We start from the raw sequence: 26,023 nt of genomic DNA, 5'->3' as shown, positions 1-26,023 counted from the left end.
CGCGCGCTTCAACTCACCCCTGCAATATTTTGTCCATCACACGCCCCGGCAGCAGGCGCTTAAGCACCATTACTGCCCAGGTCACCAGCGTTACCGGATAGCGCATCTTCGGTTTCTCGCTAATAAAAGCATGGCGCACTTTGTTGACCACCGCTTCTGGCCCCAACGTAAAGCGAGCGGCGATGCCGGGATTTTCGACCGGTTTATCGCTTTGCGTCTGGTTGACGTTGTCGGTGAAGCGGGTACGAATGGGACCGGGTTCGATCAGGCTAACTTTAATTCCGCTGTGGCGCAGCTCCATGCGCAGCGCGTCTGACCACGCCTCCAGCGCATATTTACTGGCCGCGTAAGCGCCGCGACCCGGCGTGGAGATTAATCCCATCACCGATGAGGTCATCACAATACGCCCTTCACCGTGCGGCAACATCGCGGGTAGCAGGCGCATGGTGAGCTGGTGTGCGCCGAAAAAGTTGGCGGAAAACTGCTGTTCCATCTGCGTACGGCTGATGGTGGAAAGGGGGCCATACATGCCGAATCCGGCATTGTTAAAGATCCCATACAGACAATTATCGGTCAGGGCGATCACTTCGTCGGCTGCGCGATCAACACTTTCTGGCGAATCCAGATCGATCAACACACCGGTGAATCCCATGCTGTTCATGCGCTCAACATCATCCGCTTTCCGGCAACCTGCCAGCACATGAAAACCCTGGCGTTTTAATTCGAGCGCGCTTTCCAGACCAATTCCACTGGAACATCCGGTAATTAAGACCGATTTTTGCATAACTTTACCTGTCAGGATCTCCGTTGCTTTATGAGTCATGATTTACTAAAGGCTGCAACTGCTTCGCCATCCAGTCGGCAATAAACGGCTGGGCGTCGCGGTTGGGATGAATACCGTCATCCTGCATCCATTGTGGCTTGAGGTAGACCTCTTCCATAAAAAAGGGCAGCAGCGGAACATCAAACTCTTTGGCGAGTTTGGGGTAAATGGCGCTAAAGGCTTCATTATAACGGCGACCATAGTTTGCAGGCAGACGTATTTGCATTAACAATGGTTCAGCGTTGGCGGCTTTGACATCCTGCAAAATCTGGCGCAGCGTTTGCTCGGTTTGTTGTGGCTGAAAACCACGCAAACCGTCATTGCCGCCCAGTTCAACCAGCACCCAGCGCGGCTGATGCTGTTTCAGCAGAGCCGGAAGGCGCGCCAGCCCTTGTTGCGAGGTGTCGCCGCTGATGCTGGCATTAACTACCGACGTTTTACTCTGCCACTTATCATTCAACAAGGCAGGCCAGGCCGCGCTGGCAGACATTCGATACCCGGCGCTCAGGCTATCACCCAGAATCAATAACGTGTCCGCTGCGGCGGCACGGAAGGTTAACAGGACCAGGAACAGGAAGGGCAAATGCCAGCGGAAAACATTGTTGAAGTTCATCATCTTAAGAAGTCCGTCGGTCAGGGGGAGCATGAACTCTCCATCCTCACCGGAGTTGAGCTGGTTGTCAAACGTGGCGAGACCATCGCGCTGGTGGGCGAGTCGGGATCGGGTAAGTCAACCTTGCTGGCGATCCTCGCCGGGCTGGATGACGGCAGCAGTGGCGAAGTGAGTCTGGTGGGACAACCGCTACATAATATGGACGAAGAAGCGCGGGCAAAGTTGCGCGCGAAGCACGTAGGCTTTGTTTTTCAGTCATTTATGTTAATTCCTACCCTTAACGCACTGGAAAACGTCGAGCTTCCGGCGCTGCTGCGCGGTGAGAGTAGCGCGGAAAGTCGTAACGGGGCGAAAGCGTTGCTCGAACAGTTAGGGCTGGGTAAACGTCTTGATCATCTTCCGGCACAGCTTTCCGGCGGTGAACAGCAACGGGTGGCGCTGGCGCGAGCCTTTAACGGTCGACCTGATGTGCTGTTTGCCGACGAACCCACTGGCAACCTTGACCGCCAGACGGGCGATAAAATTGCCGACCTGCTGTTTTCCCTCAACCGTGAGCATGGCACCACGTTGATTATGGTGACCCACGACCTGCAACTGGCGGCACGCTGCGACCGCTGCTTACGGCTGGTGAACGGGCAGTTGCAGGAGGAAGCATGATTGCACGTTGGTTCTGGCGCGAATGGCGTTCGCCGTCGCTATTAATTGTCTGGCTAGCGCTAAGCCTGGCGGTGGCCTGCGTGCTGGCGCTGGGCAATATCAGCGATCGCATGGAGAAGGGCTTAAGCCAGCAAAGCCGTGAGTTTATGGCGGGCGATCGGGCGTTGCGCAGTTCGCGCGAAGTGCCACAAGCGTGGCTGGAGGAAGCGCAAAATCGCGGCCTGAAAGTTGGCAAGCAGCTGACTTTCGCCACGATGACCTTTGCGGGCGACACACCGCAGCTGGCGAATGTCAAAGCGGTGGATGATATCTACCCGATGTATGGCGATCTGCAAACCAATCCCCCAGGCCTGAAACCGCAGGCGGGCAGCGTATTGCTGGCCCCACGCCTGATGGCACTGCTTAACCTGAAAACGGGCGACACCATCGACGTGGGCGATGCCACCTTGCGGATTGCCGGAGAAGTGATTCAGGAACCGGATTCCGGTTTTAACCCCTTCCAGATGGCTCCGCGTCTGATGATGAATCTGGCGGATGTTGATAAAACCGGAGCCGTGCAGCCGGGGAGTCGGGTCACCTGGCGTTATAAATTCGGTGGCAGCGAGAACCAGCTCGACGGCTATGAGAAATGGTTGTTACCCCAGCTTAAACCCGAACAACGCTGGTACGGTCTGGAACAGGACGAAGGCGCGCTGGGGCGCTCAATGGAACGCTCGCAACAGTTCCTGCTGCTTTCGGCGCTTCTGACCTTGCTGCTGGCAGTGGCTGCGGTGGCGGTGGCGATGAATCATTACTGTCGCAGTCGCTACGATCTGGTGGCGATCCTCAAAACGCTGGGGGCAGGGCGAGCGCAACTGCGTAAGTTAATCGTCGGTCAGTGGTTGATGATTCTGGTGCTTTCAGCCGTTACCGGCGGGGCGATTGGCCTGTTGTTCGAAAGCGTATTGATGGTACTGCTCAAGCCCGTTCTGCCTGCCGCACTACCGCCTGCCAGCCTCTGGCCGTGGCTGTGGGCGCTCGGCACCATGACGGTCATCTCGCTGCTGGTGGGGCTACGACCGTACCGCTTGTTACTGGCAACACAGCCTTTACGCGTATTACGTAATGATGTGGTAGCGAACGTCTGGCCGCTGAAGTTTTATCTGCCGATTGTCAGTGTGGTGGTTGTGCTGCTGCTCGCCGGATTAATGGGCGGCAGTATGCTGCTTTGGGCGGTGCTGGCGGGCGCGGTAGTACTGGCTTTGCTGTGCGGGGTTCTGGGCTGGATGCTGCTGAATGTACTTCGCCGCATGACGCTGAAATCGCTGCCTCTGCGCCTGGCGGTTAGCCGCCTGTTACGTCAGCCGTGGTCAACGTTAAGCCAGCTTTCGGCATTTTCGCTCTCCTTTATGCTGCTGGCACTGCTGCTGGTGTTGCGTGGCGATCTGCTCGACCGCTGGCAGCAGCAGCTACCGCCAGAAAGCCCGAACTACTTTTTAATCAACATCGCCACAGAACAGGTTACGCCGCTAAAAACGTTCCTCGCGGAACATCAAATAGTCCCGGAATCGTTTTATCCGGTGGTGCGGGCGCGACTGACGGCGATTAACGGCAAGCCGACAGAAGGCAATGAAGATGAGGCGCTCAATCGCGAACTCAATCTCACCTGGCAAAATACGCGGCCCGATCATAATCCGATTGTCGCCGGTAACTGGCCGCCAAAAGCCGATGAAGTGTCGATGGAAGAGGGGCTGGCGAAACGCTTAAACGTTGCCCTCGGCGATACCGTCACCTTTATGGGCGATACCCAGGAGTTCCGCGCTAAAGTGACCAGTCTGCGCAAAGTAGACTGGGAAAGTCTGCGGCCTAATTTCTATTTTATTTTCCCGGAAGGGGCATTAGACGGGCAACCGCAGAGCTGGCTTACCAGTTTCCGCTGGGAGAATGGCAACGGCATGTTGACGCAACTCAACCGCCAGTTCCCGACCATTAGCCTGTTAGATATTGGCGCGATTTTAAAACAGGTCGGTCAGGTGCTGGAGCAGGTAAGTCGGGCGCTTGAAGTGATGGTGGTGCTGGTCACCGCCTGCGGTATGTTGTTGTTGCTGGCTCAGGTGCAGGTGGGAATGCGTCAGCGTCATCAGGAGCTGGTGGTGTGGCGCACACTCGGTGCGGGGAAAAAACTGCTGCGCACGACATTGTGGTGTGAGTTCGCCATGCTTGGGTTTGTTTCCGGCCTGGTGGCCGCAATTGGTGCGGAAACGGCGCTGGCAGTGTTGCAGGCGAAAGTGTTTGATTTCCCGTGGGAGCCCGACTGGCGATTGTGGATTGTGCTGCCGTGCAGCGGTGCGCTGCTGCTATCGCTTTGCGGCGGCTGGCTGGGTGCGCGACTGGTTAAGGGTAAGGCGCTGTTCAGGCAGTTTGCGGGGTGATGACAGGCGTTAGATTGCCTGATGCGCTACGCTTATCAGGCCTACGAAGAGCGTGCAATATATTGATTTTGCAAGATTGTGTAGGCCGGATAAGGCGTTTACGCCGCATCCGGCATGAACAGCGTGCATTTTGGCAATAAATCTGAAACCGACTGTCATGTCGGTTTTTTTATATCTGTATTCTGGTGCAACCATTCTGTTCTCACGACAATCGCCGTTTCAGAATACCGCCCATCACTGCGCCTTAACCCATTCCGCCACTTCCGCCCACTCACCGCGAAAGACAACTTTTTCCGCTTTTTTCTCAAGCTGATAGCGATACATCGGGTCGTAATATTCTTCAAGTAACGGCACCAGCCAGGCCAGATGACCGTCGGTGCTGCCGGTGGTGAGTTGCGTTGTCAGCGCTGCATCCAGCCTTGCAGCCAGTTCGTTATATCGCTGTAGCCCCAGCCGACGCTTAATCGCCGAAAGACCATGATGCAGGTATTCGCAATACTCTTGCCAGCCCTGTTCGTCGCCATAAGCATGGGTAAAATCATGATGCATACGTAAGAAATACTCTTCGTTCAGGCGCTCAAGACGGATCTCAAACGGATCTTCTACCACCGCAATCGCCGCCTGAGTCATTCGCTCGCGCAGGCATTCCGGCAGGTGATTCGAACCGATCATCCGGCTTTCATCTTCCATCACCCACAGGCGCAGCTCCTGACGGGCGTCGGTTTTTAGCATTTCGGCAGCCAGCAGGTTTTCAAAACTCGCCTGACTAAGTTGCGGCTGCAATGTGCGACCAAAAGCAGAACCGCGATGGCGCGCCAGCCCTTCCAGATCAACACCGTTCGGCTGTTGTTGCACTAACAGCGTTTTGCCGCTGCCGGTACAACCGCCAATCAGCACTATCGGTTTTTGTGCCAGTTCAATGGTCGCCTGAATCGCGGTCTGGCGCAGAGCCTTATAACCACCTTCCACCAGCGGATAATCAATCCCCGCTTCATGCAGCCAGCGTTGCACAATATGTGAACGTTGACCGCCACGGGCGCAGCAGAGAATACCTTGCGGATTTTGCAGACACGCTGCCCGCCAGGCGTCCATGCGCTGCTGACGAATTTCACCCGCCACCAGTTTATGCCCCAGCGCCAGCGCCGCGTCAGACCCTTGCTGTTTATAGCAGGTGCCAACGGCGGCGCGTTCATCATTATTCATTAACGGCAGATTGATAGCGGCGGGCATTGCGCCTTGCTCAAACTCGATGGGGGCGCGAACATCAATAATGGGCGTATCAGCAATCAGCAGGGCACGATAGTCCTGTTCCGTGTGTCTCTCTTGCATAGTAAAAAGTGAACCTCAAATCAGCTTGCGCGCTATTTTACGCGCCAACGCGCAAGGAAACTTGATTTTTAACTGTGTGAGTTGCCGAAAATTTCTAAAAATCCACTGATTTCCGGCCTGCGCTGGGTAAACAAGGCCACAATATCTTCCACCGCTTTGCCGCTGCCAAATTTGCGCCATGCCAGACTCAATGGCGAAGGCGGGCGCATCGTTGGAATGACCCGGCTGACCAGTTGTTGATTATCAATCATCGACTGGCAAAGTGATTTTGGCAAAAAACCAATGCCAACGCCCGCCAGATGGGCGGCGATTTTCGTTTCCATATCAGGAACAATAATCTCCTTTTGCCCCGGCAAACGCCAGGCGACGCGTTTGGTTAAGGTGCGGGCGCTGTCTTCAATATTGACCGCAGGAAAGCGCCGCAACTGCGCTTCTGTTAGCGGCTCTTCAACCTTCGCCAGTGGATGATCCGCCGCGATAACAAAGCGCCATTGCACCGAACCTAAGGGATCAAGGCTAAAAGTATTTGCCAGTGCTTCGGTTCCCGTGACGCCGATGGCCAGTGAAAAACCTTCGTAAAGTAGCGAATCCCAGACGCCCATATAGATTTGTCGGGAGATGTGAAACTGGGTAAACGGGTAACGTTCATTCAGCCACGCCAGCAGTTGGGCGACGGCCTGGGGATTGTAGAGCAGGTTGTTGATGACAATATTCACCTGGCGTTCCACGCCATCATTCACCTGTTGTAGCTCGCTCGGCATGCTTTCCAGCCAACTCAGCCAGTCTCTGGCCTGGCAAAGCAGATGTTCGCCAGCCGCTGTCAACGTTACGCTACGAGTCGTGCGGAAAAACAGCGCTACTCCGGTATTCTCTTCCAGAAGCTTAATGCGATAACTGATGGTCGCCGTCGTTTTACATAATCGTTCTGCCGCTTTTGAAAAACTTCCCGTTTCGGTAACAGCAATGAAAGTCCGCAAAGTTTCTGGATCAAACATCTTCAGGTATCCCCTTTTAAATCAGCAGGTTGCGTGATTTTCCTGTCCTTTGATTTACCTGTATTTTCACATGATAACCCTGCGTGATTTGTGGGCTAAATCTAGTTTTGGAAAAATATTCCAACTTTTGTATTGATGTTGTTCTCTTAAGGTTTTAGATTGCCTGTTATTGAAACCAAGCTGACCGGTCGGCGGTGGTTGAACGGAATTATGTTACAAGGACAAAAAGATGAAACTTCAGGTATTACCGTTAAGTCAGGAAGCCTTCTGTGCTTATGGCGACGTTATTGAAACGCAGCAACGGGATTTTTTCCATATTAACAATGGCCTGGTGGAGCGCTATCACGATTTGGCGCTGGTTGAGATTCTTGAGCAAGACCGTACGCTTATCAGCATTAACCGCGCGCAACCGGCGAATCTGCCGCTGACCATCCACGAACTCGAACGTCACCCGCTGGGTACTCAGGCATTTATCCCGATGAAAGGTGAAGTGTTTGTAGTGGTCGTGGCGTCAGGTGACGATAAACCAGACCTGTCAACCCTGCGGGCGTTTATCACCAACGGTGAGCAGGGGGTGAATTATCATCGTAACGTCTGGCATCACCCGCTTTTCGCCTGGCAGCGCGTCACCGATTTTCTGACCATCGATCGCGGCGGCAGTGACAACTGTGATGTTGAAAGTATTCCTGAACAGGAACTCTGTTTTGCGTGACGCCTGCAACCGACTTGCATAAGATAAACTAATTGTTCATTGTTTATGCTCACTTGTAGGTCGGAGTTAACGTAGGTATGACGGAAGTTAGACGGCGCGGCAGGCCAGGACAGGCGGAGCCTGTGGCACAGAAGGGCGCACAGGCGTTAGAGCGGGGAATTGCGATTCTGCAAATATCTGGAAAAAAGTGGAGGAAGCTCGTCGGTTAGCGATATTTCTCTCAATCTGGATTTGCCGCTCTCGACGACCTTTCGCCTGTTAAAGGTTTTACAGGCAGCGGATTTTGTCTATCAGGACAGTCAGTTAGGCTGGTGGCATATAGGATTAGGTGTCTTTAACGTCGGCGCGGCGTACATCCATAACCGTGATGTCCTCTCCGTCGCCGGGCCGTTTATGCGCCGCCTGATGCTACTTTCCGGCGAGACGGTCAATGTCGCGATTCGTAACGGCAATGAAGCGGTATTAATTGGTCAGTTAGAGTGTAAATCGATGGTCAGGATGTGTGCGCCGCTGGGCAGTCGTCTACCGCTGCATGCTTCCGGTGCGGGCAAGGCGCTGCTTTATCCGCTGGCGGAAGAGGAGCTGATGAGCATCATCCTGCAAACCGGTTTGCAGCAGTTTACGCCAACTACGCTTGTGGATATGCCCACCTTGCTGAAGGACCTGGAACAAGCGCGTGAACTGGGCTATACCGTAGATAAAGAAGAGCATGTTGTAGGCCTGAATTGCATAGCTTCAGCAATTTACGATGATGTAGGTAGTGTTGTTGCCGCTATCTCCATCTCCGGGCCTTCATCAAGACTGACAGAAGATCGTTTTGTCAGTCAGGGTGAGCTGGTCAGAGACACCGCCCGTGATATCAGCACGGCGTTGGGACTGAAAGCACATCCATAGTGTCTGTCGCATCCCGCTCTGCGGAGCGGGTTTTTTTGACAAAATTTAAAAGTTGGAAAATTTTTCCAATTAATAGAGGTAGGAATAAAATGGCAAAAATGAGAGCCGTTGACGCGGCAATGTATGTGCTGGAGAAAGAAGGTATCACCACCGCCTTCGGCGTTCCGGGAGCAGCAATCAATCCTTTCTATTCAGCGATGCGTAAGCACGGCGGTATTCGTCACATTCTGGCGCGTCACGTGGAAGGTGCGTCGCACATGGCGGAAGGCTATACCCGCGCAACGGCTGGGAATATCGGCGTTTGTCTGGGGACTTCAGGTCCGGCGGGTACTGACATGATCACCGCGCTCTATTCTGCTTCAGCTGATTCCATTCCTATTCTGTGCATTACCGGCCAGGCTCCGCGCGCCCGTCTGCATAAAGAAGATTTCCAGGCCGTAGATATCGAATCTATCGCCAAGCCGGTCAGTAAAATGGCGGTTACAGTACGTGAAGCGGCACTGGTGCCTCGTGTGCTGCAACAGGCATTTCACCTGATGCGTTCTGGTCGTCCGGGTCCGGTACTGGTGGATTTACCGTTCGACGTTCAGGTTGCGGAAATCGAGTTTGATCCTGACATGTACGAACCGCTGCCGGCCTACAAACCTGCTGCCAGCCGTATGCAGATCGAAAAAGCGATAGAAATGTTAATTCAGGCCGAACGCCCGGTGATTGTTGCCGGGGGCGGGGTAATCAACGCCGATGCCGCGGCGCTGTTACAACAGTTTGCCGAACTGACCAGCGTTCCGGTGATCCCAACGCTGATGGGCTGGGGCTGTATCCCGGACGATCACGAACTGATGGCCGGGATGGTGGGTCTGCAAACTGCGCATCGTTACGGTAACGCAACGTTGCTGGCGTCGGACATGGTGTTTGGTATCGGTAACCGTTTTGCTAACCGTCATACCGGTTCGGTAGAGAAATACACCGAAGGGCGCAAAATCGTTCATATCGATATTGAACCGACGCAAATTGGCCGCGTGCTGTGTCCGGATCTCGGCATTGTCTCCGACGCCAAAGCGGCGCTGACGCTGCTGGTTGAAGTGGCGCAGGAGATGCAAAAAGCAGGTCGTCTGCCGTGTCGTAAAGAATGGGTCGCCGACTGCCAGCAGCGCAAACGTACTTTGTTGCGTAAAACTCACTTCGACAACGTGCCAGTGAAACCGCAGCGCGTGTATGAAGAGATGAACAAAGCCTTTGGACGTGATGTTTGCTATGTCACCACCATCGGCCTGTCACAAATCGCTGCGGCGCAAATGCTGCATGTCTTTAAAGACCGTCACTGGATCAACTGTGGTCAGGCAGGCCCGCTGGGCTGGACCATTCCGGCTGCGCTGGGCGTGTGTGCTGCTGATCCAGAGCGCAATGTGGTGGCGATTTCCGGTGACTTCGACTTCCAGTTCCTGATTGAAGAATTAGCCGTTGGCGCACAGTTCAACATTCCGTACATCCATGTGCTGGTGAATAACGCCTATCTCGGCCTGATTCGTCAGTCACAACGCGCATTTGATATGGATTACTGCGTACAGCTCGCGTTCGAAAATATTAACTCCAGTGATGTGAACGGTTATGGCGTTGACCACGTGAAAGTAGCGGAAGGTTTAGGTTGTAAAGCTATCCGCGTTTTCAAACCGGAAGATATTGCGCCAGCCTTTGAACAGGCGAAAGCCTTAATGGCGCAGTACCGTGTCCCGGTGGTGGTGGAAATTATGCTGGAACGTGTAACCAATATTTCGATGGGCAGTGAACTGGATAATGTCATGGAATTTGAAGATATCGCTGATAGCGCAGCGGACGCGCCGACTGAAACCTGCTTCATGCACTATGAATAAGGGAGATAAATAATGTTACGTTTCTCTGCTAATTTATCGATGTTATTTGGTGAATATGATTTTCTCGCCCGTTTTGAGAAAGCCGCGCAGTGTGGTTTTCGCGGTGTTGAATTTATGTTTCCTTATGACTACGACATTGAAGAATTAAAACATGTACTGGCGAGTAATAAACTCGAACATACGTTACATAATTTACCGGCGGGTGACTGGGCGGCAGGCGAGCGGGGTATTGCCTGTATTCCTGGCCGTGAAGAAGAGTTTCGTGATGGCGTAGCAGCAGCGATTCGTTATGCCCGTGCGTTGGGGAATAAAAAAATCAACTGTCTGGTCGGTAAAAACGCCGACTGGTTTCAGCAGTGAACAGATTCACGCAACGCTTGTGGAAAACCTGCGTTATGCCGCGAATATGTTGATGAAAGAAGATATTTTATTACTGATTGAACCTATCAACCATTTCGATATTCCTGGTTTCCATCTCACCGGAACTCAACAGGCGCTGAAACTGATTGACGATGTTGGTTGCTGCAATTTGAAAATACAGTATGACATTTATCACATGCAGCGGATGGAAGGTGAATTAACCAACACCATGACCCAATGGGCCGATAAAATTGGTCACCTGCAAATTGCCGATAATCCACATCGCGGCGAACCAGGGACCGGAGAAATTAATTACGAATATCTCTTTACGGTAATTGAAAATTCTGACTACAACGGTTGGGTTGGGTGTGAATATAAACCTCAAACCACCACGGAAGCTGGTTTACGCTGGATGGATCCGTACCGTTAAAACGTAACGCTGTTCAGGCAATGCTTTTTTAGGCCGCTAAGTCGGCAGGGGATCGTGTTGTCTGGATTCAGGAATAGCGACATTTAAAAAGAGGTTAATTATGAAACTGGGATTTATTGGCTTAGGCATTATGGGTACTCCGATGGCCATTAATCTGGCGCGTGCCGGTCATCAATTACATGTCACGACCATTGGACCGGTTGCTGATGAATTACTGTCACTCGGTGCCGTTAATGTCGACACCGCGCGCCAGGTAACGGACGCTGCCGACATCATTTTTATTATGGTGCCGGATACGCCGCACGTTGAAGAAGTTCTGTTTGGTGAAAATGGTTGTACCAAAGCCTTGCTGAAGGGCAAAACCATTGTTGATATGAGCTCCATTTCACCGATTGAAACTAAACGTTTCGCTCGTCAGGTGAATGAACTGGGTGGCGATTATCTCGATGCGCCAGTCTCCGGCGGTGAAATCGGCGCGCGTGAAGGGACGTTGTCAATTATGGTTGGCGGTGACGAAGCGGTATTTGAACGCGTGAAACCGCTGTTTGAACTGCTCGGTAAAAATATCACCCTCGTGGGCGGTAACGGCGACGGTCAAACCTGCAAAGTGGCAAACCAGATTATCGTGGCGCTCAATATTGAAGCGGTTTCTGAAGCCCTGCTATTTGCTTCAAAAGCCGGCGCGGACCCGGTACGTGTGCGCCAGGCGCTGATGGGCGGCTTTGCTTCCTCACGTATTCTGGAAGTTCACGGTGAGCGCATGATTAAACGCACCTTTAATCCGGGCTTCAAAATCGCTCTGCACCAGAAAGATCTCAACCTGGCACTGCAAAGTGCGAAAGCACTGGCGCTGAACCTGCCAAACACCGCGACCTGCCAGGAATTGTTTAATACCTGTGCGGCAAACGGTGGCAGCCAGTTAGATCACTCTGCATTAGTACAGGCGCTGGAATTAATGGCGAATCATAAACTGGCCTGATACCAGTAATAAAAAATGGCCGGTATCAGCAAATGAATCGGCCAGTAGTATTAAAAAAAGAAAGCAGCCAATGACGTTGCTTCAGAATTAAAAATAATATTTTTATTTTATTTGTTCCTCATAGCTAGATTAAAACAACGTTATTCGATACGTGAAATTAAGAGGGATTTATGGAACATCAGAGAAAACTATTCCAGCAACGCGGCTATAGCGAAGATCTATTGCCGAAAACGCAAAGCCAGCGGACCTGGAAAACATTTAACTATTTTACCTTATGGATGGGTTCGGTTCACAACGTTCCCAATTATGTGATGGTCGGCGGCTTTTTTATTCTCGGCTTGTCTACCTTTAGTATTATGCTGGCAATTATCCTTAGCGCCTTTTTTATTGCTGCGGTAATGGTATTAAACGGTGCGGCGGGCAGTAAATACGGCGTACCGTTTGCCATGATCCTGCGTGCTTCTTACGGCGTACGCGGCGCACTGTTTCCCGGATTATTAAGAGGTGGTATTGCTGCCATTATGTGGTTTGGCCTGCAATGTTACGCGGGGTCACTGGCCTGCTTGATCCTGATTGGCAAAATCTGGCCGGGATTTTTAACTCTCGGTAGTGATTTTACCCTGTTAGGGCTTTCTCTACCGGGCTTAATCACTTTCTTACTCTTCTGGCTGGTTAACGTTGGTATTGGTTTTGGCGGCGGCAAAGTTTTAAATAAATTCACCGCCATTCTTAACCCGTGCATCTATATCGTTTTCGGCGGCATGGCGATTTGGGCGATTTCGCTGGTTGGGATCGGTCCAATTCTCGACTACATTCCCAGTGGAGTGCAGAAAGCAGAAAACGGTGGCTTCCTGTTCCTGGTGGTGATAAACGCGGTGGTTGCGGTTTGGGCGGCACCGGCGGTGAGTGCATCTGACTTTACGCAAAACGCCCACTCTTTCCGTGAGCAGGCGCTGGGGCAAACGCTGGGTTTGGTCGTAGCTTATATTCTGTTTGCGGTCGCCGGGGTAAGTATTATTGCTGGCGCCAGTATTCATTACGGTGCTGATACCTGGAACGTGCTGGATATTGTTCAGCGTTGGGACAGCTTGTTCGCCTCATTCTTTGCGGTACTGGTTATTCTGATGACGACCATTTCCACTAACGCCACCGGTAATATTATTCCAGCCGGTTATCAGATTGCCGCCATTGCACCGACAAAACTGACCTATAAAAACGGCGTACTGATTGCCAGTATTATCAGTCTGCTGATCTGCCCGTGGAAATTAATGGAAAATCAGGACAGTATTTATCTGTTCCTCGATATTATCGGCGGGATGCTGGGTCCGGTAATTGGTGTAATGATGGCGCATTATTTTGTGGTGATGCGCGGACAAATTAATCTTGATGAACTGTATACCGCAGCAGGTGATTTCAAATATTACGATAACGGATTTAATCTCACGGCGTTCTCAGTAACTCTGGTAGCGGTTATTTTATCTCTCGGCGGTAAATTTATTCCGGTCATGGAACCGTTATCGCGTGTTTCATGGTTTGTCGGCGTTATCGTCGCCTTTGCGGCCTACGCTTTATTAAAAAAACGCACAGCAGTCGAAAAAACAGGAGAGCAAAAAGTCACAGGTTAATTAATCCCGATATTCAAAATTGAGTTAGAAAAACCAATCTGTATTTTACAAGGAGTTTGTTATGTCTTTTGATTTAATTATTAAAAACGGCACCGTCATTTTAGAAAACGAAGCTCGCGTTGTAGATATCGCCGTTAAAGGCGGAAAAATTGCCGCTATCGGTCAGGATCTGGGTGATGCAAAAGAAGTTATGGATGCGTCTGGCCTGGTGGTTTCTCCGGGCATGGTCGATGCGCACACCCATATTTCTGAACCGGGCCGTAGCCACTGGGAAGGTTATGAAACTGGTACTCGCGCAGCGGCAAAAGGCGGTATTACCACCATGATCGAAATGCCGCTCAACCAGCTGCCTGCAACGGTTGACCGCGCTTCTATTGAACTGAAGTTCGATGCTGCTAAAGGCAAGCTGACTATCGATGCGGCACAACTCGGTGGCCTGGTGTCTTACAACATCGACCGTCTGCACGAGCTGGATGAAGTGGGCGTTGTCGGCTTCAAATGCTTCGTTGCGACCTGTGGCGATCGCGGTATCGACAACGACTTCCGTGACGTCAATGACTGGCAGTTCTTCAAAGGCGCGCAGAAGCTGGGCGAACTGGGTCAGCCGGTGCTGGTGCACTGCGAAAACGCGCTGATCTGTGACGAACTGGGCGAAGAAGCGAAGCGTGAAGGCCGCGTAACCGCTCATGACTATGTGGCTTCGCGTCCGGTATTTACCGAAGTGGAAGCGATTCGCCGCGTGCTGTACCTGGCGAAAGTTGCTGGTTGCCGTCTGCACGTTTGCCACGTCAGCAGCCCGGAAGGTGTTGAGGAAGTCACTCGTGCACGTCAGGAAGGTCAGGACGTTACCTGTGAATCCTGCCCGCATTACTTTGTACTGGATACCGATCAGTTCGAAGAAATTGGCACCCTGGCGAAGTGTTCTCCGCCGATCCGCGATCTGGAAAACCAGAAAGGCATGTGGGAAAAACTGTTTAACGGTGAAATCGACTGCCTGGTTTCCGACCACTCTCCATGCCCGCCGGAAATGAAAGCAGGCAACATCATGAAAGCATGGGGCGGTATCGCCGGTCTGCAAAGCTGCATGGACGTGATGTTCGATGAAGCGGTACAGAAACGCGGTATGTCTCTGGCAATGTTCGGCAAATTAATGGCGACTAATGCAGCAGATATTTTCGGTCTGCAGCAAAAAGGCCGTATCGCCCCAGGAAAAGATGCCGACTTCGTCTTCATTCAGCCGAATAGCAGCTATGTTCTTACCAATGACGATCTGGAATATCGCCACAAAGTCAGCCCGTATGTTGGCCGTACCATTGGCGCGCGTATCACGAAAACCCTCTTACGTGGTGATGTGATTTACGACATCGAACAGGGCTTCCCTGTTGCGCCGAAAGGTCAATTTATCCTTAAACATCAGCAGTAATCTGGCCCCTGCAATGCCCGTCCTTGCGGCGGGCATTCTCCGGTTAAGGTGTGTTTATGTTCAATTTTGCAGTGAGCCGCGAAAGCCTGTTATCAGGATTTCAGTGGTTTTTCTTTATTTTTTGCAACACGGTTGTGGTTCCTCCTACGCTACTTTCTGCTTTTCAGTTGCCGCAAAGTAGCCTGCTTACGCTCACGCAATATGCTTTTCTCGCAACCGCGCTGGCCTGCTTCGCTCAGGCATTCTTCGGTCATCGTCGCGCTATTATGGAAGGGCCAGGTGGCCTGTGGTGGGGAACCATCCTCACGATTACTCTCGGCGAAGCCTCGCGCGGGACACCGATCAACGATATCGCTACCAGCCTGGCGGTGGGGATTGCGCTCTCTGGCGTGCTGACGATGTTGATTGGTTTTAGCGGATTAGGTCATCGCCTGGCACGGTTATTTACGCCGTCGGTGATGGTCCTGTTTATGTTGATGCTGGGCGCGCAACTGACCACTATCTTTTTCAAAGGTATGCTCGGGCTGCCGTTTGGCATAGCCGACCCAAATTTTAAAATTCAGTTACCGCCGTTCGCGCTCTCAGTCGCGGTGATGTGCCTGGTACTGGCGATGATTATCTTCCTGCCGCAACGTTTTGCCCGTTACGGCTTGCTGGTCGGTACCATAACCGGCTGGTTGTTGTGGTACTTTTGCTTTCCTTCTTCGCACTCGCTCTCCGGTGAGTTGCACTGGCAGTGGTTCCCACTCGGCAGCGGCGGTACTTTGTCGCCGGGGATTATTCTGACGGCGGTGATTACAGGTCTGGTAAATATCAGCAATACCTACGGTGCGATTCGGGGCACGGATGTTTTTTATCCGCAACAGGGCGCGGGGAATACGCGTTATCGTCGCAGCTTTGTGGCGACCGGATTTATGACGCTGATAACCGTACCGCTGGCGGTAATTCCATTTTCACCGTTTGTTTCATCCATTGGTTTATTAACCCAGACTGGCGATTACACGCGGCGTTCGTTTATTTATGGCAGCGTTATTTGCCTGCTGGTGGCGCTGGTTCCGGCACTCACGCGACTGTTTTGCAGTATCCCTTTACCCGTGAGTAGTGCGGTCATGCTGGTTTCTTATCTGCCTTTACTCTTTTCCGCGCTGGTGTTTAGCCAGCAAATAACGTTTACCGCTCGCAATATTTATCGACTCGCATTGCCGTTATTTGTCGGCATATTTTTAATGGCATTACCGCCTGTGTATCTGCAAGACCTTCCATTAACGCTTCGTCCTCTGCTCAGTAACGGCTTATTGGTCGGGATTTTACTGGCTGTTCTTATGGATAACCTTATTCCGTGGGAACGCATCGAATAATTTGTTGAAAAAGGATTGATAATGAAGATTGTCATTGCGCCAGACTCTTTTAAAGAGAGCTTAAGTGCAGAAAAATGTTGTCAGGCAATTAAAGCCGGGTTTTCGACCCTCTTTCCCGATGCGAACTATATCTGTTTGCCGATAGCGGATGGCGGCGAAGGGACGGTGGATGCGATGGTCGCCGCGACGGGCGGTAACATCGTGAAGCTTGAAGTCTGCGGGCCGATGGGCGAAAAAGTGAATGCTTTTTATGGCCTTACCGGGGACGGGAAAACAGCGGTGATTGAGATGGCGGCAGCAAGCGGCCTGATGCTGGTCGCGCCTGAAAAGCGTAATCCGTTGCTGGCCTCCAGTTTTGGTACGGGGGAGTTAATTCGCCATGCGCTGGATAACGGCATTCGCCATATTATTCTCGGCATTGGTGGTAGCGCGACGGTCGACGGCGGTATGGGCATGGCGCAGGCGCTTGGTGTGCGTTTCCTTGATGCCGACGGTCAGGTGCTGGCGGCTAACGGCGGCAATTTAACACGCGTGGCAAGCATTGAAATGGAGGAATGCGATCCGCGTCTGGCGAACTGCCATATTGAAGTAGCATGTGACGTTGATAACCCGCTTGTAGGGCCACGCGGCGCGGCGGCGGTGTTTGGCCCGCAAAAAGGGGCAACGCCGGAAATGGTCGAAGAGCTGGAGCAGGGGCTGCAAAATTACGCCCGTGTTTTACAACAGCAAACTGAAATCAACGTCTGCCAGATGGCGGGCGGTGGCGCGGCGGGCGGTATGGGCATTGCGGCGGCGGTATTCCTCAATGCGGATATTAAACCGGGCATTGAGATTGTGTTGAATGCGGTCAATCTTGCGCAGGCAGTGCAGGGTGCAGCGCTGGTGATCACCGGGGAAGGGCGCATCGACTCGCAAACGGCGGGCGGTAAAGCGCCGCTGGGCGTGGCGTCTGTGGCGAAGCAGTTTAATGTCCCGGTGATTGGGATTGCAGGCGTATTGGGCGATGGCGTGGAAGTGGTGCACCAGTACGGCATTGATGCGGTATTCAGCATTTTGCCACGTCTGGCACCTTTAGCCGAAGTGCTCGCCAGCGGTGAAACCAATCTCTTCCACAGTGCGCGAAATATTGCCTGCGCCATTAAAATAGGTCAGGGAATTAAACTCTGATTATTACCATTAGAGCGGATGCGGTTTATATCGCATCTGCTTCAGATTGCTGACAACGTGCGTGTTGTGTATGCCGGATCCATCCCGAAAATTATCATGTAGGCCTGATAAGCGAAGCGCATCAGGCAATGTTGCAAAAAAAGCCACGGTATAAACCGTGGCAAAATCCAACATAGCTAAAAATAATCAGGCGAGTGGTATGACTTAAATCTCTACGTCGCGGTTGCAATCTTTCGAGTAAATATAGCTGAATGCTTCACCACGCCCTACGCCATAACCAGCCTGTAAAGAATAAGCGCCCATAAAGATGTAATCGCCTTTTTTCACCGGGATCCAGTTATTGTCGAGGTTATAAACCCCCTGACCGGAAAGAATATAGGCACCGTGTTCCTGAACGTGTGTTTCGATATAACCGTGGCTGGCACCTGGCGCAAAAGAGAGGATATGCATGTTCATATCAAAACCTAACTCTTTGGGCAGGAAATCCAGCAGGATCACATCATCCATACCTTCATAATGAATGCGTTCCAGTTCGCTGGCATTGCCAGAAACCAGCCACGGCGCATGACCTTCTACCGGAACATAGCGACGCTTATATAAAAAGATTTGGCTGTCTTCGGCCTGGGCGTTAACAAACGTCATTAAGGTGCCAGGCGGGCAATAAAGATAGCCACCTTCGCTTAAGGCAAATGTTTTCCCTTCGGCTTTGGCAGTGACATTTCCAGAGATCACATACAGGAACGTTTCAATACCTTCGCCACCGAAGCCCTGTTGGTTGCCGCCGTTTTGATGCAGTGTGACCAGATAATCAACAAAAGAGGCACCCAGCTTTGGCGTGGAGAGGATTGTCGCGTCACAATTTTCAAAGCCCGGAATAATATTTTTTACCAGACCATCCGGGGTTAACAGCGCGAAATTACCGTGTTTCACAATTGCACGGTTAGCCAGTAAATCATCGCGGTAACCGGTGACGTTATTTAAATATCCCATTTATGACTCCTTATTTCTGCCAGGCAAGTTGATAAAGCATGAGTGCCAACGTTTTGACCCCTTCGGCAAGGTCGTTAATATTGGTGCGTTCCGCCGGGTTATGGCTGATCCCGTTAATGCTGGGGATAAAAATCATGCAGGTTGGTACGCGAGGCGCGAAAATTTGCGCGTCGTGCCCGGCACCACTGTGCATCACCCGGTAATTCAGTTTTTCGCTTTCACACAATTCTGTCAGGGGGGCGACCAGCTCCTTGTTCATCGGCACGGGTTCTTCGTCCATCCATAAATCGATATCAATACCAATGTCCATTTCATCGCAAATCGCCCGCATGTCGTTTTCTAACTGTTGGGTGAAATCGCGCAGCACGGCGGCGTCGGTATGACGACAATCAATGGTGAACGTGGTTTTCCCCGGCACTACATTCACCGTATTCGGGCGCGGCTCTACTTTGCCAAAAGTCAGCACCAGCGGGTCGCCCATCTTTTTCGCTTTTTCGACCGACTGATGGCAAATGCGACTGAAAGCGTAAACCGTATCACGACGATAGCCCATCGGCGTGGTGCCTGCATGGTTTGATTCGCCGTTCAGCGTCACCGTATAGCGACGTTGCCCGACAATTGCATTCACCACGCCAATTGACTGCCCATTACTTTCCAGCACACAGCCCTGTTCAATATGCAATTCGACAAAGGCTTTAATATCCTGACGCGGAGTTAGTGGGGCGTTCGGCAGAGTAAATCCGCAAGCCTTCATCGCATCGACAAAGCCATTTCCTTTGGCATCACAGATATTCCGCACGTCGTCAGGATTCGCCAGGCCAAAAATATTTTTACTGCCCCAGAAGACATACGGGAAGCGGCTGCCTTCTTCTTCTGCCATCGCCACCACTTCGACCGTACGTAGCGGCGCGCCGTATTGCGTTTTCAGCCAGTCAATTGCCAGCCACGCCGCCAGCGCGCCGAATTGCCCGTCGAGGTTACCGCCGTTGACCACGGTATCGATATGCGAACCGCTCAGAATCACTTCCTGTGGATATTCGGTGCCATTCAGGCGACCGTATAAATTCCCTACTTCATCGAAACGTGTTTCCAGCCCACTTGCTGCCATTCTTTTTTTAAATTGCTGCTGGGTTTCCAGCCATTCCGGCGAATAAAGTAGACGGGTCATCCCACCCGTTGGGTCAGCGCCAAAAGAGGAAAGCCAGGGCAGCGTTTCTTCTATAGCTTGACGGAAATGTGTAATCATAAGAAAGTCCTGTCTCAATAATTATTGCGCAAAGGGATTTTTCGTTTCGTATGACGTGTTATAAAGCGCGTCGGCAATTAAATACTGGTAAATATCATCAACAATTTCGATGCCTTCGACGGCGGCTTTGCGTTGTTTAATATCCTGATCCTGTCCGGGATAATAAACCTGATTAAAACCGGGCGCGGGGGTAATGGCATTTAATTCGCGCATGGTCTGGCTAAGATGTTGACGGAATAATTCGCTGGAGGAGAAAAAGTTCGGGTTAATAACTATATGTAATTGCCCCAAATTACGCCCGGCGTGTAAATCGTCATACATCGAACTAACCTGTCGCCCGAACGGTAAGCCGAGTAACACGCCTGAGAGGACGTCAATCATCATCATCAGGCCATACCCTTTCGGCCCAGCGGCGGGGAGCAGAGCATGTACCGCGAACGGATCGGTTGTTGGTGCACCGTTTTTATCGACCGCCCAGGTGTCCGGGATAGACATATTACGCGAGCGGGCGTCGAGCACTTTTCCCCATGCCTGTACGGTAGTCGCCATATCAAAGGTAAGGATCTCGTCGCCTTCTCCCGGTGCGGCAAAGGCCAGTGGGTTAGTACCGTAGTAAATTTCCGCGCCGCCAAACGGCACCACCATTGGATCGGACTGGCACATCGAAATGCCAATTAATCCGGCGCGAGCTGCCTGCTGCACAAAATAAGAGATTGCGCCGCTGTGACCCATCCGGCTGATGCCGACCACCGCAACGCCATTTTGCTGGGCGGTTTTGATGGCATGTTCCATACCCATTTTCGCCGCGACCTGCCCGGCGGCATTATCGGCATGTAAAATTGCCGAACATGGCCCGGTTTCTTCAAGACGAAACTCCGGTTCGCGGTTGGTGCCGCCTTTTGAAATGCGTTCGGCGTAGTATTCCACGCGCACCGCGCCATGAGAGTGGATCCCTCTGGCATCGGCATAAACCAATACTTCAGCCACGGTTGCAGCGTGCTCACGTTTTAACCCAGCCTGGCAGAGTTTATTCTCAATTAGCTGGTGGAGTGTTTCCCGACTGATTTTCATCTGTCTTCCTTTTTAACGACGGTGTGAAGCATGACTGCAATTAACATACAGGGAAAATATCTGGATTATGTGATCCAGACAGGCAAAAAAATATAGTTAGAATTTATTTGATAATCCGCTCGTTTTTAACCTGTTTTTTAAAACAACCATGCTTATTAAAAATAACGCGTAATTGCCTGGTGGTTATTTGAATTCTTTTGTTAATAATCCCTGTGTGATATTCATCACCTTATTTACCCGTTGTCATCGATACCGTAATCGCCACATTAACACTGCTCGTGCAATTGCCATGGGTGCAATTTTTAAGGAGTTGTTATGATCCACGCCTTTATTAAAAAAGGGTGTTTTCAGGATTCAGTCAGTTTAATGATTATTTCACGAAAACTCAGCGAATCAGAAAATGTTGATGATGTTTCCGTAATGATGGGTACGCCCGCCAATAAAGCGTTATTAGAGACTACAGGTTTCTGGCATGACGATTTTAATCACGCCACGCCGAACGATATTTGCGTGGCAATTCGTAGCGAAGCGACGGATGCGGGGATCGCGCAGGCGATTATGCAGCAGCTTGAAGAGGCGTTAAAACAACTGGCGGCAGGGGGCAGGCAGCAGCCAGGCGTTGACGCAGGTACGTCGCTGGGACAGTGCCTGTCAGAAATTACCCGATGCCAATCTGGCGCTGATTTCAGTGGCTGGTGAGTATGCGGCGGAGCTGGCAAACCAGGCGCTGGATCGCAACCTCAACGTGATGATGTTCTCCGATAACGTCACGCTGGAAGATGAAATCCAACTTAAAACCCGCGCGCGGGAAAAAGGCCTGCTGGTGATGGGGCCGGACTGCGGTACATCAATGATTGCCGCCACGCCGCTGGCTTTTGCCAACGTAATGCCGGAAGGCAACATTGGCGTCATTGGCGCTTCCGGTACCGGGATTCAGGAGCTGTGCTCACAGATTGCGCTGGCAGGGGAGGGAATTACTCACGCGATTGGCCTTGGCGGGCGCGACCTCAGCCGTGAAGTGGGCGGCATCAGTGCGCTGATGGCGCTGGAAATGCTCAGTGCAGACGAGAAAAGCGAAGTGCTGGCATTTGTTTCAAAACCACCTGCCGAAGCTGTGCGTCTGAAAATTGTTAATGCCATGAAAGCAACCGGCAAACCGACGGTGGCGCTGTTTTTAGGTTATACCCCGGCGGTGGCCCGCGACGAGAATGTCTGGTTTGCCTCCTCGCTGGATGATGCTGCGCGCCTGTCTTGTCTACTTTCTCGGGTCACGGCGCGACGTAATGCGCTAGCGCCTGCCAACAAAGGTTTTATTTGCGGTTTGTATACCGGCGGTACGCTGGCTGCCGAAGCGGCGGGATTACTTGCCGGACACCTTGGCGTGGCAGCCGACGATACCCATCAACATGGCATGATGCTGGATGCCGATGGACATCAGATCCTCGACCTGGGCGATGATTTTTACACCGTTGGGCGTCCCCATCCGATGATCGACCCGACCTTACGCAACCTGTTAATTGCCGATCTCGGTGCTAAACCACAAGTGCGCGTGTTGCTGCTTGATGTGGTGATTGGCTTTGGTGCGACCGCCGATCCTGCCGCCTCGCTGGTGAGCGCCTGGCAAAAAGCCTGTGCCGCGCGTTCAGACAGCCAACCGCTGTACGCCATTGCCACGGTGACAGGTACCGAACGTGACCCGCAATGCCGCTCGCAGCAAATCGCCACGCTGGAAGATGCGGGGATCGCAGTAGTCAGTTCGCTGCCGGAAGCCACCTTGCTGGCGGCGGCACTGATTCGTCCGCTTTCGCCTGCCACTCAGCAACACACACCGTCATTACTGGAAAACGTCGCCGTGATTAATGCCGGATTACGCAGTTTTGCGCTGGAGCTACAAAGTGCCAGCAAACCAGTAGTGCATTACCAATGGGCGCCAGTCGCTGGCGGCAATAAAAAACTGGCTCGTTTATTAGAACGTTTGCAATAAGGGGTTCCCATGTTTACATCAGTGGCGCAAGCCAATGCTGCGGTTATCGAACAAATTCGTCGCGCTCGTCCACACTGGCTGGATGTGCAACCGGCTTCTTCACTTATTAGCGAACTACACTCGGGCAAAACACTGCTTCACGCCGGGCCGCCAATGCGCTGGCAGGAGATGACCGGACCCATGAAAGGGGCGTGCGTGGGCGCATGTCTGTTCGAAGGCTGGACGAAAGAGGAAGCGCAGGCACTGGCGATGCTGGAGCAGGGGGAAGTGAACTTCATTCCTTGTCACCATGTGAATGCCGTCGGGCCAATGGGCGGCATTACTTCTGCCAGTATGCCGATGCTGGTGGTCGAGAACGTGACCGACGGCAACCGGGCGTACTGCAACCTCAACGAAGGTATCGGCAAAGTGATGCGTTTTGGCGCTTACGGCGAAGATGTCCTGACTCGCCATCGCTGGATGCGCGATGTGTTAATGCCAGTATTAAGCGCGGCGCTGGGGCGCATGGAGCGCGGTATCGATCTCACCGCGATGATGGCGCAGGGTATTACCATGGGCGATGAGTTCCATCAACGCAATATTGCTTCCTCAGCACTGTTAATGCGCGCGCTGGCCCCACAAATTGCTCGCCTCAATCACGATAAACAGCACATCGCCGAAGTGATGGATTTCCTCAGCGTGACCGATCAGTTCTTCCTCAACCTCGCGATGGCTTACTGCAAGGCGGCGATGGATGCAGGCGCGGTGATTCGTGCGGGCAGTATCGTTACGGCTATGACCCGCAACGGCAATATGTTCGGGATTCGGGTAAGCGGGCTGGGCGATCGCTGGTTTACTGCGCCTGTAAACACTCCACAAGGTCTGTTTTTCACCGGCTTCTCGCAGGAGCAGGCGAACCCGGATATGGGCGATAGCGCGATTACCGAAACCTTTGGTATCGGAGGTGCCGCAATGATCGCCGCACCTGGCGTAACGCGCTTTGTCGGTGCGGGTGGCATGGAAGCTGCCAGAACGGTATCTGAAGAGATGGCGGAAATCTTCCTTGAGCGCAATATGCAGTTGCAGATCCCCGGCTGGGATTTCCAGGGCGCATGCCTGGGGCTGGATATTCGTCGCGTGGTAGAAACCGGCATTACGCCACTCATCAATACCGGAATCGCCCATAAAGAGGCGGGGATCGGGCAGATTGGCGCAGGCACCGTGCGGGCACCGCTGGCGTGCTTTGAACAGGCGCTGGAAGCACTGGCTGAAAGTATGGGGATTGGTTGAGGAACGCGCAATGACGATCATCCATCCTCTGCTTGCCAGCCGTAGCGCACCGAATTATCGCCAGTCCTGGCGGTTAGCGGGAGTGTGGCGGCGGGCGATTAACCTGATGACGGAAAGCGGCGAACTGTTAACGCTGCATCGTCAGGGTAGTGGTTTCGGCCCCGGAGGATGGGTGCTTCGCCGCGCGCAATTCGATGCGTTATGCGGTGGATTATGCGGCAATGAACGACCGCAGGTTGTGGCACAAGGGATTCGCCTCGGGCGTTTCACGGTTAAACAGCCACAGCGTTATTGTTTGCTGCGTATTACACCGCCTGCGCATCCTCAACCGCTTGCAGCTGCATGGATGCAACGCGCGGAGGAAACTGGGCTTTTCGGGCCACTGGCGTTGGCGGCAAGCGATCCGCTGCCTGCTGAATTACGCCAGTTTCGCCACTGTTTTCAGACCGCGCTCAATGGTGTTAAGACCGACTGGCGGCACTGGCTGGGTAAAGGTCCCGGATTAACGCCAAGTCATGATGACACGCTAACGGGAATGCTGCTGGCGGCCTGGTATTATGGCGCTTTAGATGCGCGCTCCGGTCGCCCGTTTTTGCCTGTTCCGACAATCTTCAACTCGTTACCACAGCGGTGAGCGTCAGTTATTTACGTTATGCCGCGCAAGGATATTTCACCTCGCCACTCCTGCACTTTGTTCATGCTCTGAGTTGCCCGAAACGTACCGCTGCGGCGATTGATTCGCTGCTGGCGCTGGGGCATACGTCAGGGGCAGATACGCTGCTGGGGTTCTGGCTTGGTCAACAATTATTACAAGGAAAACCATGAAAACACTGGTTGTAGCTCTTGGGGGCAACGCCTTACTCCAGCGCGGTGAGGCACTGACGGCAGAAAATCAATATCGCAATATTGCCAGTGCTGTACCCGCGCTGGCGCGCTTGGCCCGTTCTTATCGGCTGGCGATTGTTCACGGCAACGGGCCGCAGGTGGGGCTGCTGGCATTGCAGAATCTGGCGTGGAAAGAGGTAGAACCGTATCCGCTGGATGTGCTGGTGGCGGAAAGCCAGGGGATGATTGGCTATATGCTGGCGCAGAGTTTGAGCGCACAGCCGCAGATGCCGCCTGTCACGACGGTGCTGACGCGCATTGAAGTTTCGCCTGATGATCCGGCGTTTCTGCAGCCAGAGAAATTTATTGGTCCGGTTTATCAGCCAGAAGAACAAGAGTCGCTGGAAGCGGCTTACGGCTGGCAGATGAAACGTGATGGTAAATACTTGCGCCGGGTGGTGGCGTCTCCGCAACCGCGTAAAATTCTCGACAGCGAAGCCATCGAGTTGTTGCTCAAAGAGGGGCATGTGGTGATTTGCAGTGGCGGCGGCGGTGTGCCTGTGACGGAAGACGGGGCAGGGAATGAAGCGGTGATTGATAAAGATCTCGCCGCTGCGTTGCTTGCTGAGCAGATTAACGCCGATGGACTGGTGATCCTCACTGATGCCGACGCGGTTTATGAAAACTGGGGAACGCCGCAGCAACGCGCCATTCGCCGTGCCACACCGGATGAGTTAGCGCCATTTGCCAAAGCCGATGGTTCGATGGGGCCGAAGGTAACGGCGGTGAGTGGTTATGTCAGAAGCCGTGGTAAACCCGCGTGGATTGGGGCGTTATCGCGGATTGAAGAGACGCTGGCGGGCGAAGCGGGGACCTGTATTTCGCTGTAGTCGTAGGCATTAGACATTTGTGCCTGATTCGATGCTGATTATCCGACCTGGAAATATCATCACTTCCGCAGGCCGGATAAGGCGTTCACGCCGCATCCGGC

Annotated in this window: 18 protein-coding genes and 5 pseudogenes; 15 read left to right on the top strand and 8 right to left on the bottom strand. The window is 52.7% G+C overall.

Features of this window, described 5'->3' with window-relative positions; translation table 11 throughout:
* Positions 1-13 precede the first annotated feature (13 nt).
* Together ybbO and tesA are read right to left on the bottom strand one after the other, a co-directional pair.
* On the bottom strand, positions 14-823 hold the full coding sequence (ybbO, locus tag CRI63_RS04255) for an NADP(+)-dependent aldehyde reductase (protein WP_135518609.1): 810 nt from the start codon (positions 821-823) through the stop codon (positions 14-16).
* Entirely contained in the window at positions 813-1,436 is a 624-nt protein-coding gene (gene tesA, locus CRI63_RS04250) for a multifunctional acyl-CoA thioesterase I/protease I/lysophospholipase L1 (RefSeq protein ID WP_001295836.1), read from the bottom strand. Before tesA ends, ybbO begins: the two co-directional genes overlap by 11 nt.
* Between tesA and ybbA the strand changes: the two genes are divergently transcribed.
* Together ybbA and ybbP are read left to right on the top strand one after the other, a co-directional pair.
* Positions 1,407-2,093: a putative ABC transporter ATP-binding protein YbbA gene (gene ybbA, locus CRI63_RS04245; protein ID WP_001110573.1), complete on the top strand. Its 687-nt coding sequence runs from the start codon at positions 1,407-1,409 to the stop codon at positions 2,091-2,093. The two genes, tesA and ybbA, sit on opposite strands and share 30 nt — an antisense overlap.
* Positions 2,090-4,504, top strand: coding sequence for a putative ABC transporter permease subunit YbbP (gene ybbP / locus CRI63_RS04240; RefSeq protein WP_135518607.1), 2,415 nt, complete (start codon positions 2,090-2,092; stop codon positions 4,502-4,504). Before ybbA ends, ybbP begins: the two co-directional genes overlap by 4 nt.
* Before the next feature lie 15 nt (positions 4,505-4,519).
* Here the strand turns inward: ybbP and CRI63_RS24645 are convergent.
* The 3 genes and pseudogenes from CRI63_RS24645 to allS form a co-directional block, all read right to left on the bottom strand.
* A pseudogene (locus tag CRI63_RS24645) lies at positions 4,520-4,618 on the bottom strand (hypothetical protein); the annotation flags it as partial.
* A gap of 120 nt (positions 4,619-4,738) precedes the next feature.
* On the bottom strand, positions 4,739-5,833 hold the full coding sequence (mnmH, locus tag CRI63_RS04235; protein ID WP_135518605.1) for a tRNA 2-selenouridine(34) synthase MnmH: 1,095 nt from the start codon (positions 5,831-5,833) through the stop codon (positions 4,739-4,741).
* A gap of 68 nt (positions 5,834-5,901) precedes the next feature.
* On the bottom strand, positions 5,902-6,828 hold the full coding sequence (gene allS / locus CRI63_RS04230; protein ID WP_135518603.1) for an HTH-type transcriptional activator AllS: 927 nt from the start codon (positions 6,826-6,828) through the stop codon (positions 5,902-5,904).
* A gap of 229 nt (positions 6,829-7,057) precedes the next feature.
* Between allS and allA the strand changes: the two genes are divergently transcribed.
* The 9 genes and pseudogenes from allA to glxK all read left to right on the top strand — a co-directional run bounded on the left by allA (position 7,058) and on the right by glxK (position 17,647).
* Positions 7,058-7,540, top strand: a complete 483-nt coding sequence (gene allA / locus CRI63_RS04225; protein WP_130206359.1) for an ureidoglycolate lyase — start codon at positions 7,058-7,060, stop codon at positions 7,538-7,540.
* Positions 7,541-7,617: 77 nt separating this feature from the next.
* Positions 7,618-8,434: pseudogene (allR, locus tag CRI63_RS04220) on the top strand (HTH-type transcriptional repressor AllR).
* Between the two features lie 89 nt (positions 8,435-8,523).
* Entirely contained in the window at positions 8,524-10,305 is a 1,782-nt protein-coding gene (gene gcl / locus CRI63_RS04215) for a glyoxylate carboligase (protein ID WP_135518601.1), read from the top strand.
* Positions 10,306-10,317: 12 nt separating this feature from the next.
* Positions 10,318-11,095 (top strand): annotated as a pseudogene (hyi, locus tag CRI63_RS04210) (hydroxypyruvate isomerase).
* A 100-nt stretch (positions 11,096-11,195) separates the two neighbouring features.
* Positions 11,196-12,074, top strand: a complete 879-nt coding sequence (gene glxR, locus CRI63_RS04205) for a 2-hydroxy-3-oxopropionate reductase (RefSeq protein ID WP_135518599.1) — start codon at positions 11,196-11,198, stop codon at positions 12,072-12,074.
* Between the two features lie 170 nt (positions 12,075-12,244).
* Positions 12,245-13,699: a putative allantoin permease gene (locus CRI63_RS04200; RefSeq protein WP_135518597.1), complete on the top strand. Its 1,455-nt coding sequence runs from the start codon at positions 12,245-12,247 to the stop codon at positions 13,697-13,699.
* 61 nt (positions 13,700-13,760) lie between these two features.
* Entirely contained in the window at positions 13,761-15,122 is a 1,362-nt protein-coding gene (gene allB / locus CRI63_RS04195) for an allantoinase AllB (RefSeq protein WP_130223141.1), read from the top strand.
* Positions 15,123-15,178: 56 nt separating this feature from the next.
* On the top strand, positions 15,179-16,480 hold the full coding sequence (locus CRI63_RS04190; RefSeq protein ID WP_135518595.1) for a uracil/xanthine transporter: 1,302 nt from the start codon (positions 15,179-15,181) through the stop codon (positions 16,478-16,480).
* A 21-nt stretch (positions 16,481-16,501) separates the two neighbouring features.
* Positions 16,502-17,647 (top strand): glycerate 3-kinase, encoded by a 1,146-nt coding sequence (gene glxK, locus CRI63_RS04185; protein WP_135518593.1) that lies wholly within the window; start codon positions 16,502-16,504, stop codon positions 17,645-17,647.
* Between the two features lie 204 nt (positions 17,648-17,851).
* Here glxK and allE read toward each other — a convergent pair whose 3' ends face one another.
* The 3 genes from allE to allD are packed head-to-tail and all read right to left on the bottom strand — an operon-like array spanning position 17,852 to position 20,954.
* Positions 17,852-18,637: a (S)-ureidoglycine aminohydrolase gene (gene allE / locus CRI63_RS04180; protein ID WP_135518591.1), complete on the bottom strand. Its 786-nt coding sequence runs from the start codon at positions 18,635-18,637 to the stop codon at positions 17,852-17,854.
* A gap of 10 nt (positions 18,638-18,647) precedes the next feature.
* On the bottom strand, positions 18,648-19,883 hold the full coding sequence (gene allC, locus CRI63_RS04175; protein WP_135518589.1) for an allantoate deiminase: 1,236 nt from the start codon (positions 19,881-19,883) through the stop codon (positions 18,648-18,650).
* Between the two features lie 21 nt (positions 19,884-19,904).
* Positions 19,905-20,954 (bottom strand): ureidoglycolate dehydrogenase, encoded by a 1,050-nt coding sequence (allD, locus tag CRI63_RS04170; protein WP_135518587.1) that lies wholly within the window; start codon positions 20,952-20,954, stop codon positions 19,905-19,907.
* Positions 20,955-21,269: 315 nt separating this feature from the next.
* On the opposite strand from allD, the pseudogene CRI63_RS04165 reads away from it, so the two are divergent.
* The 4 genes and pseudogenes from CRI63_RS04165 (at position 21,270) to CRI63_RS04150 (ending at position 25,922) form a co-directional block, all read left to right on the top strand.
* A pseudogene (locus CRI63_RS04165) lies at positions 21,270-22,938 on the top strand (acyl-CoA synthetase FdrA).
* A 9-nt stretch (positions 22,939-22,947) separates the two neighbouring features.
* Positions 22,948-24,207 carry a DUF1116 domain-containing protein gene (locus CRI63_RS04160; RefSeq protein WP_135518585.1) on the top strand — a complete coding sequence of 420 codons (1,260 nt, stop codon included), beginning with the start codon at positions 22,948-22,950 and terminating at the stop codon, positions 24,205-24,207.
* 10 nt (positions 24,208-24,217) lie between these two features.
* Positions 24,218-25,032: pseudogene (locus CRI63_RS04155) on the top strand (DUF2877 domain-containing protein).
* Entirely contained in the window at positions 25,029-25,922 is an 894-nt protein-coding gene (locus tag CRI63_RS04150; RefSeq protein ID WP_135518583.1) for a carbamate kinase, read from the top strand. The pseudogene CRI63_RS04155 and the gene CRI63_RS04150 overlap by 4 nt, the downstream one beginning before the upstream one ends.
* Positions 25,923-26,023: the final 101 nt, after the last annotated feature.

It is taken from the genome of Escherichia sp. E2661 (assembly GCF_004745185.1).
Classification (GTDB): domain Bacteria; phylum Pseudomonadota; class Gammaproteobacteria; order Enterobacterales; family Enterobacteriaceae; genus Escherichia.
Note: the sequence above shows the minus strand (reverse complement) of the source record. Positions and strands in the feature narration are given on the sequence as shown.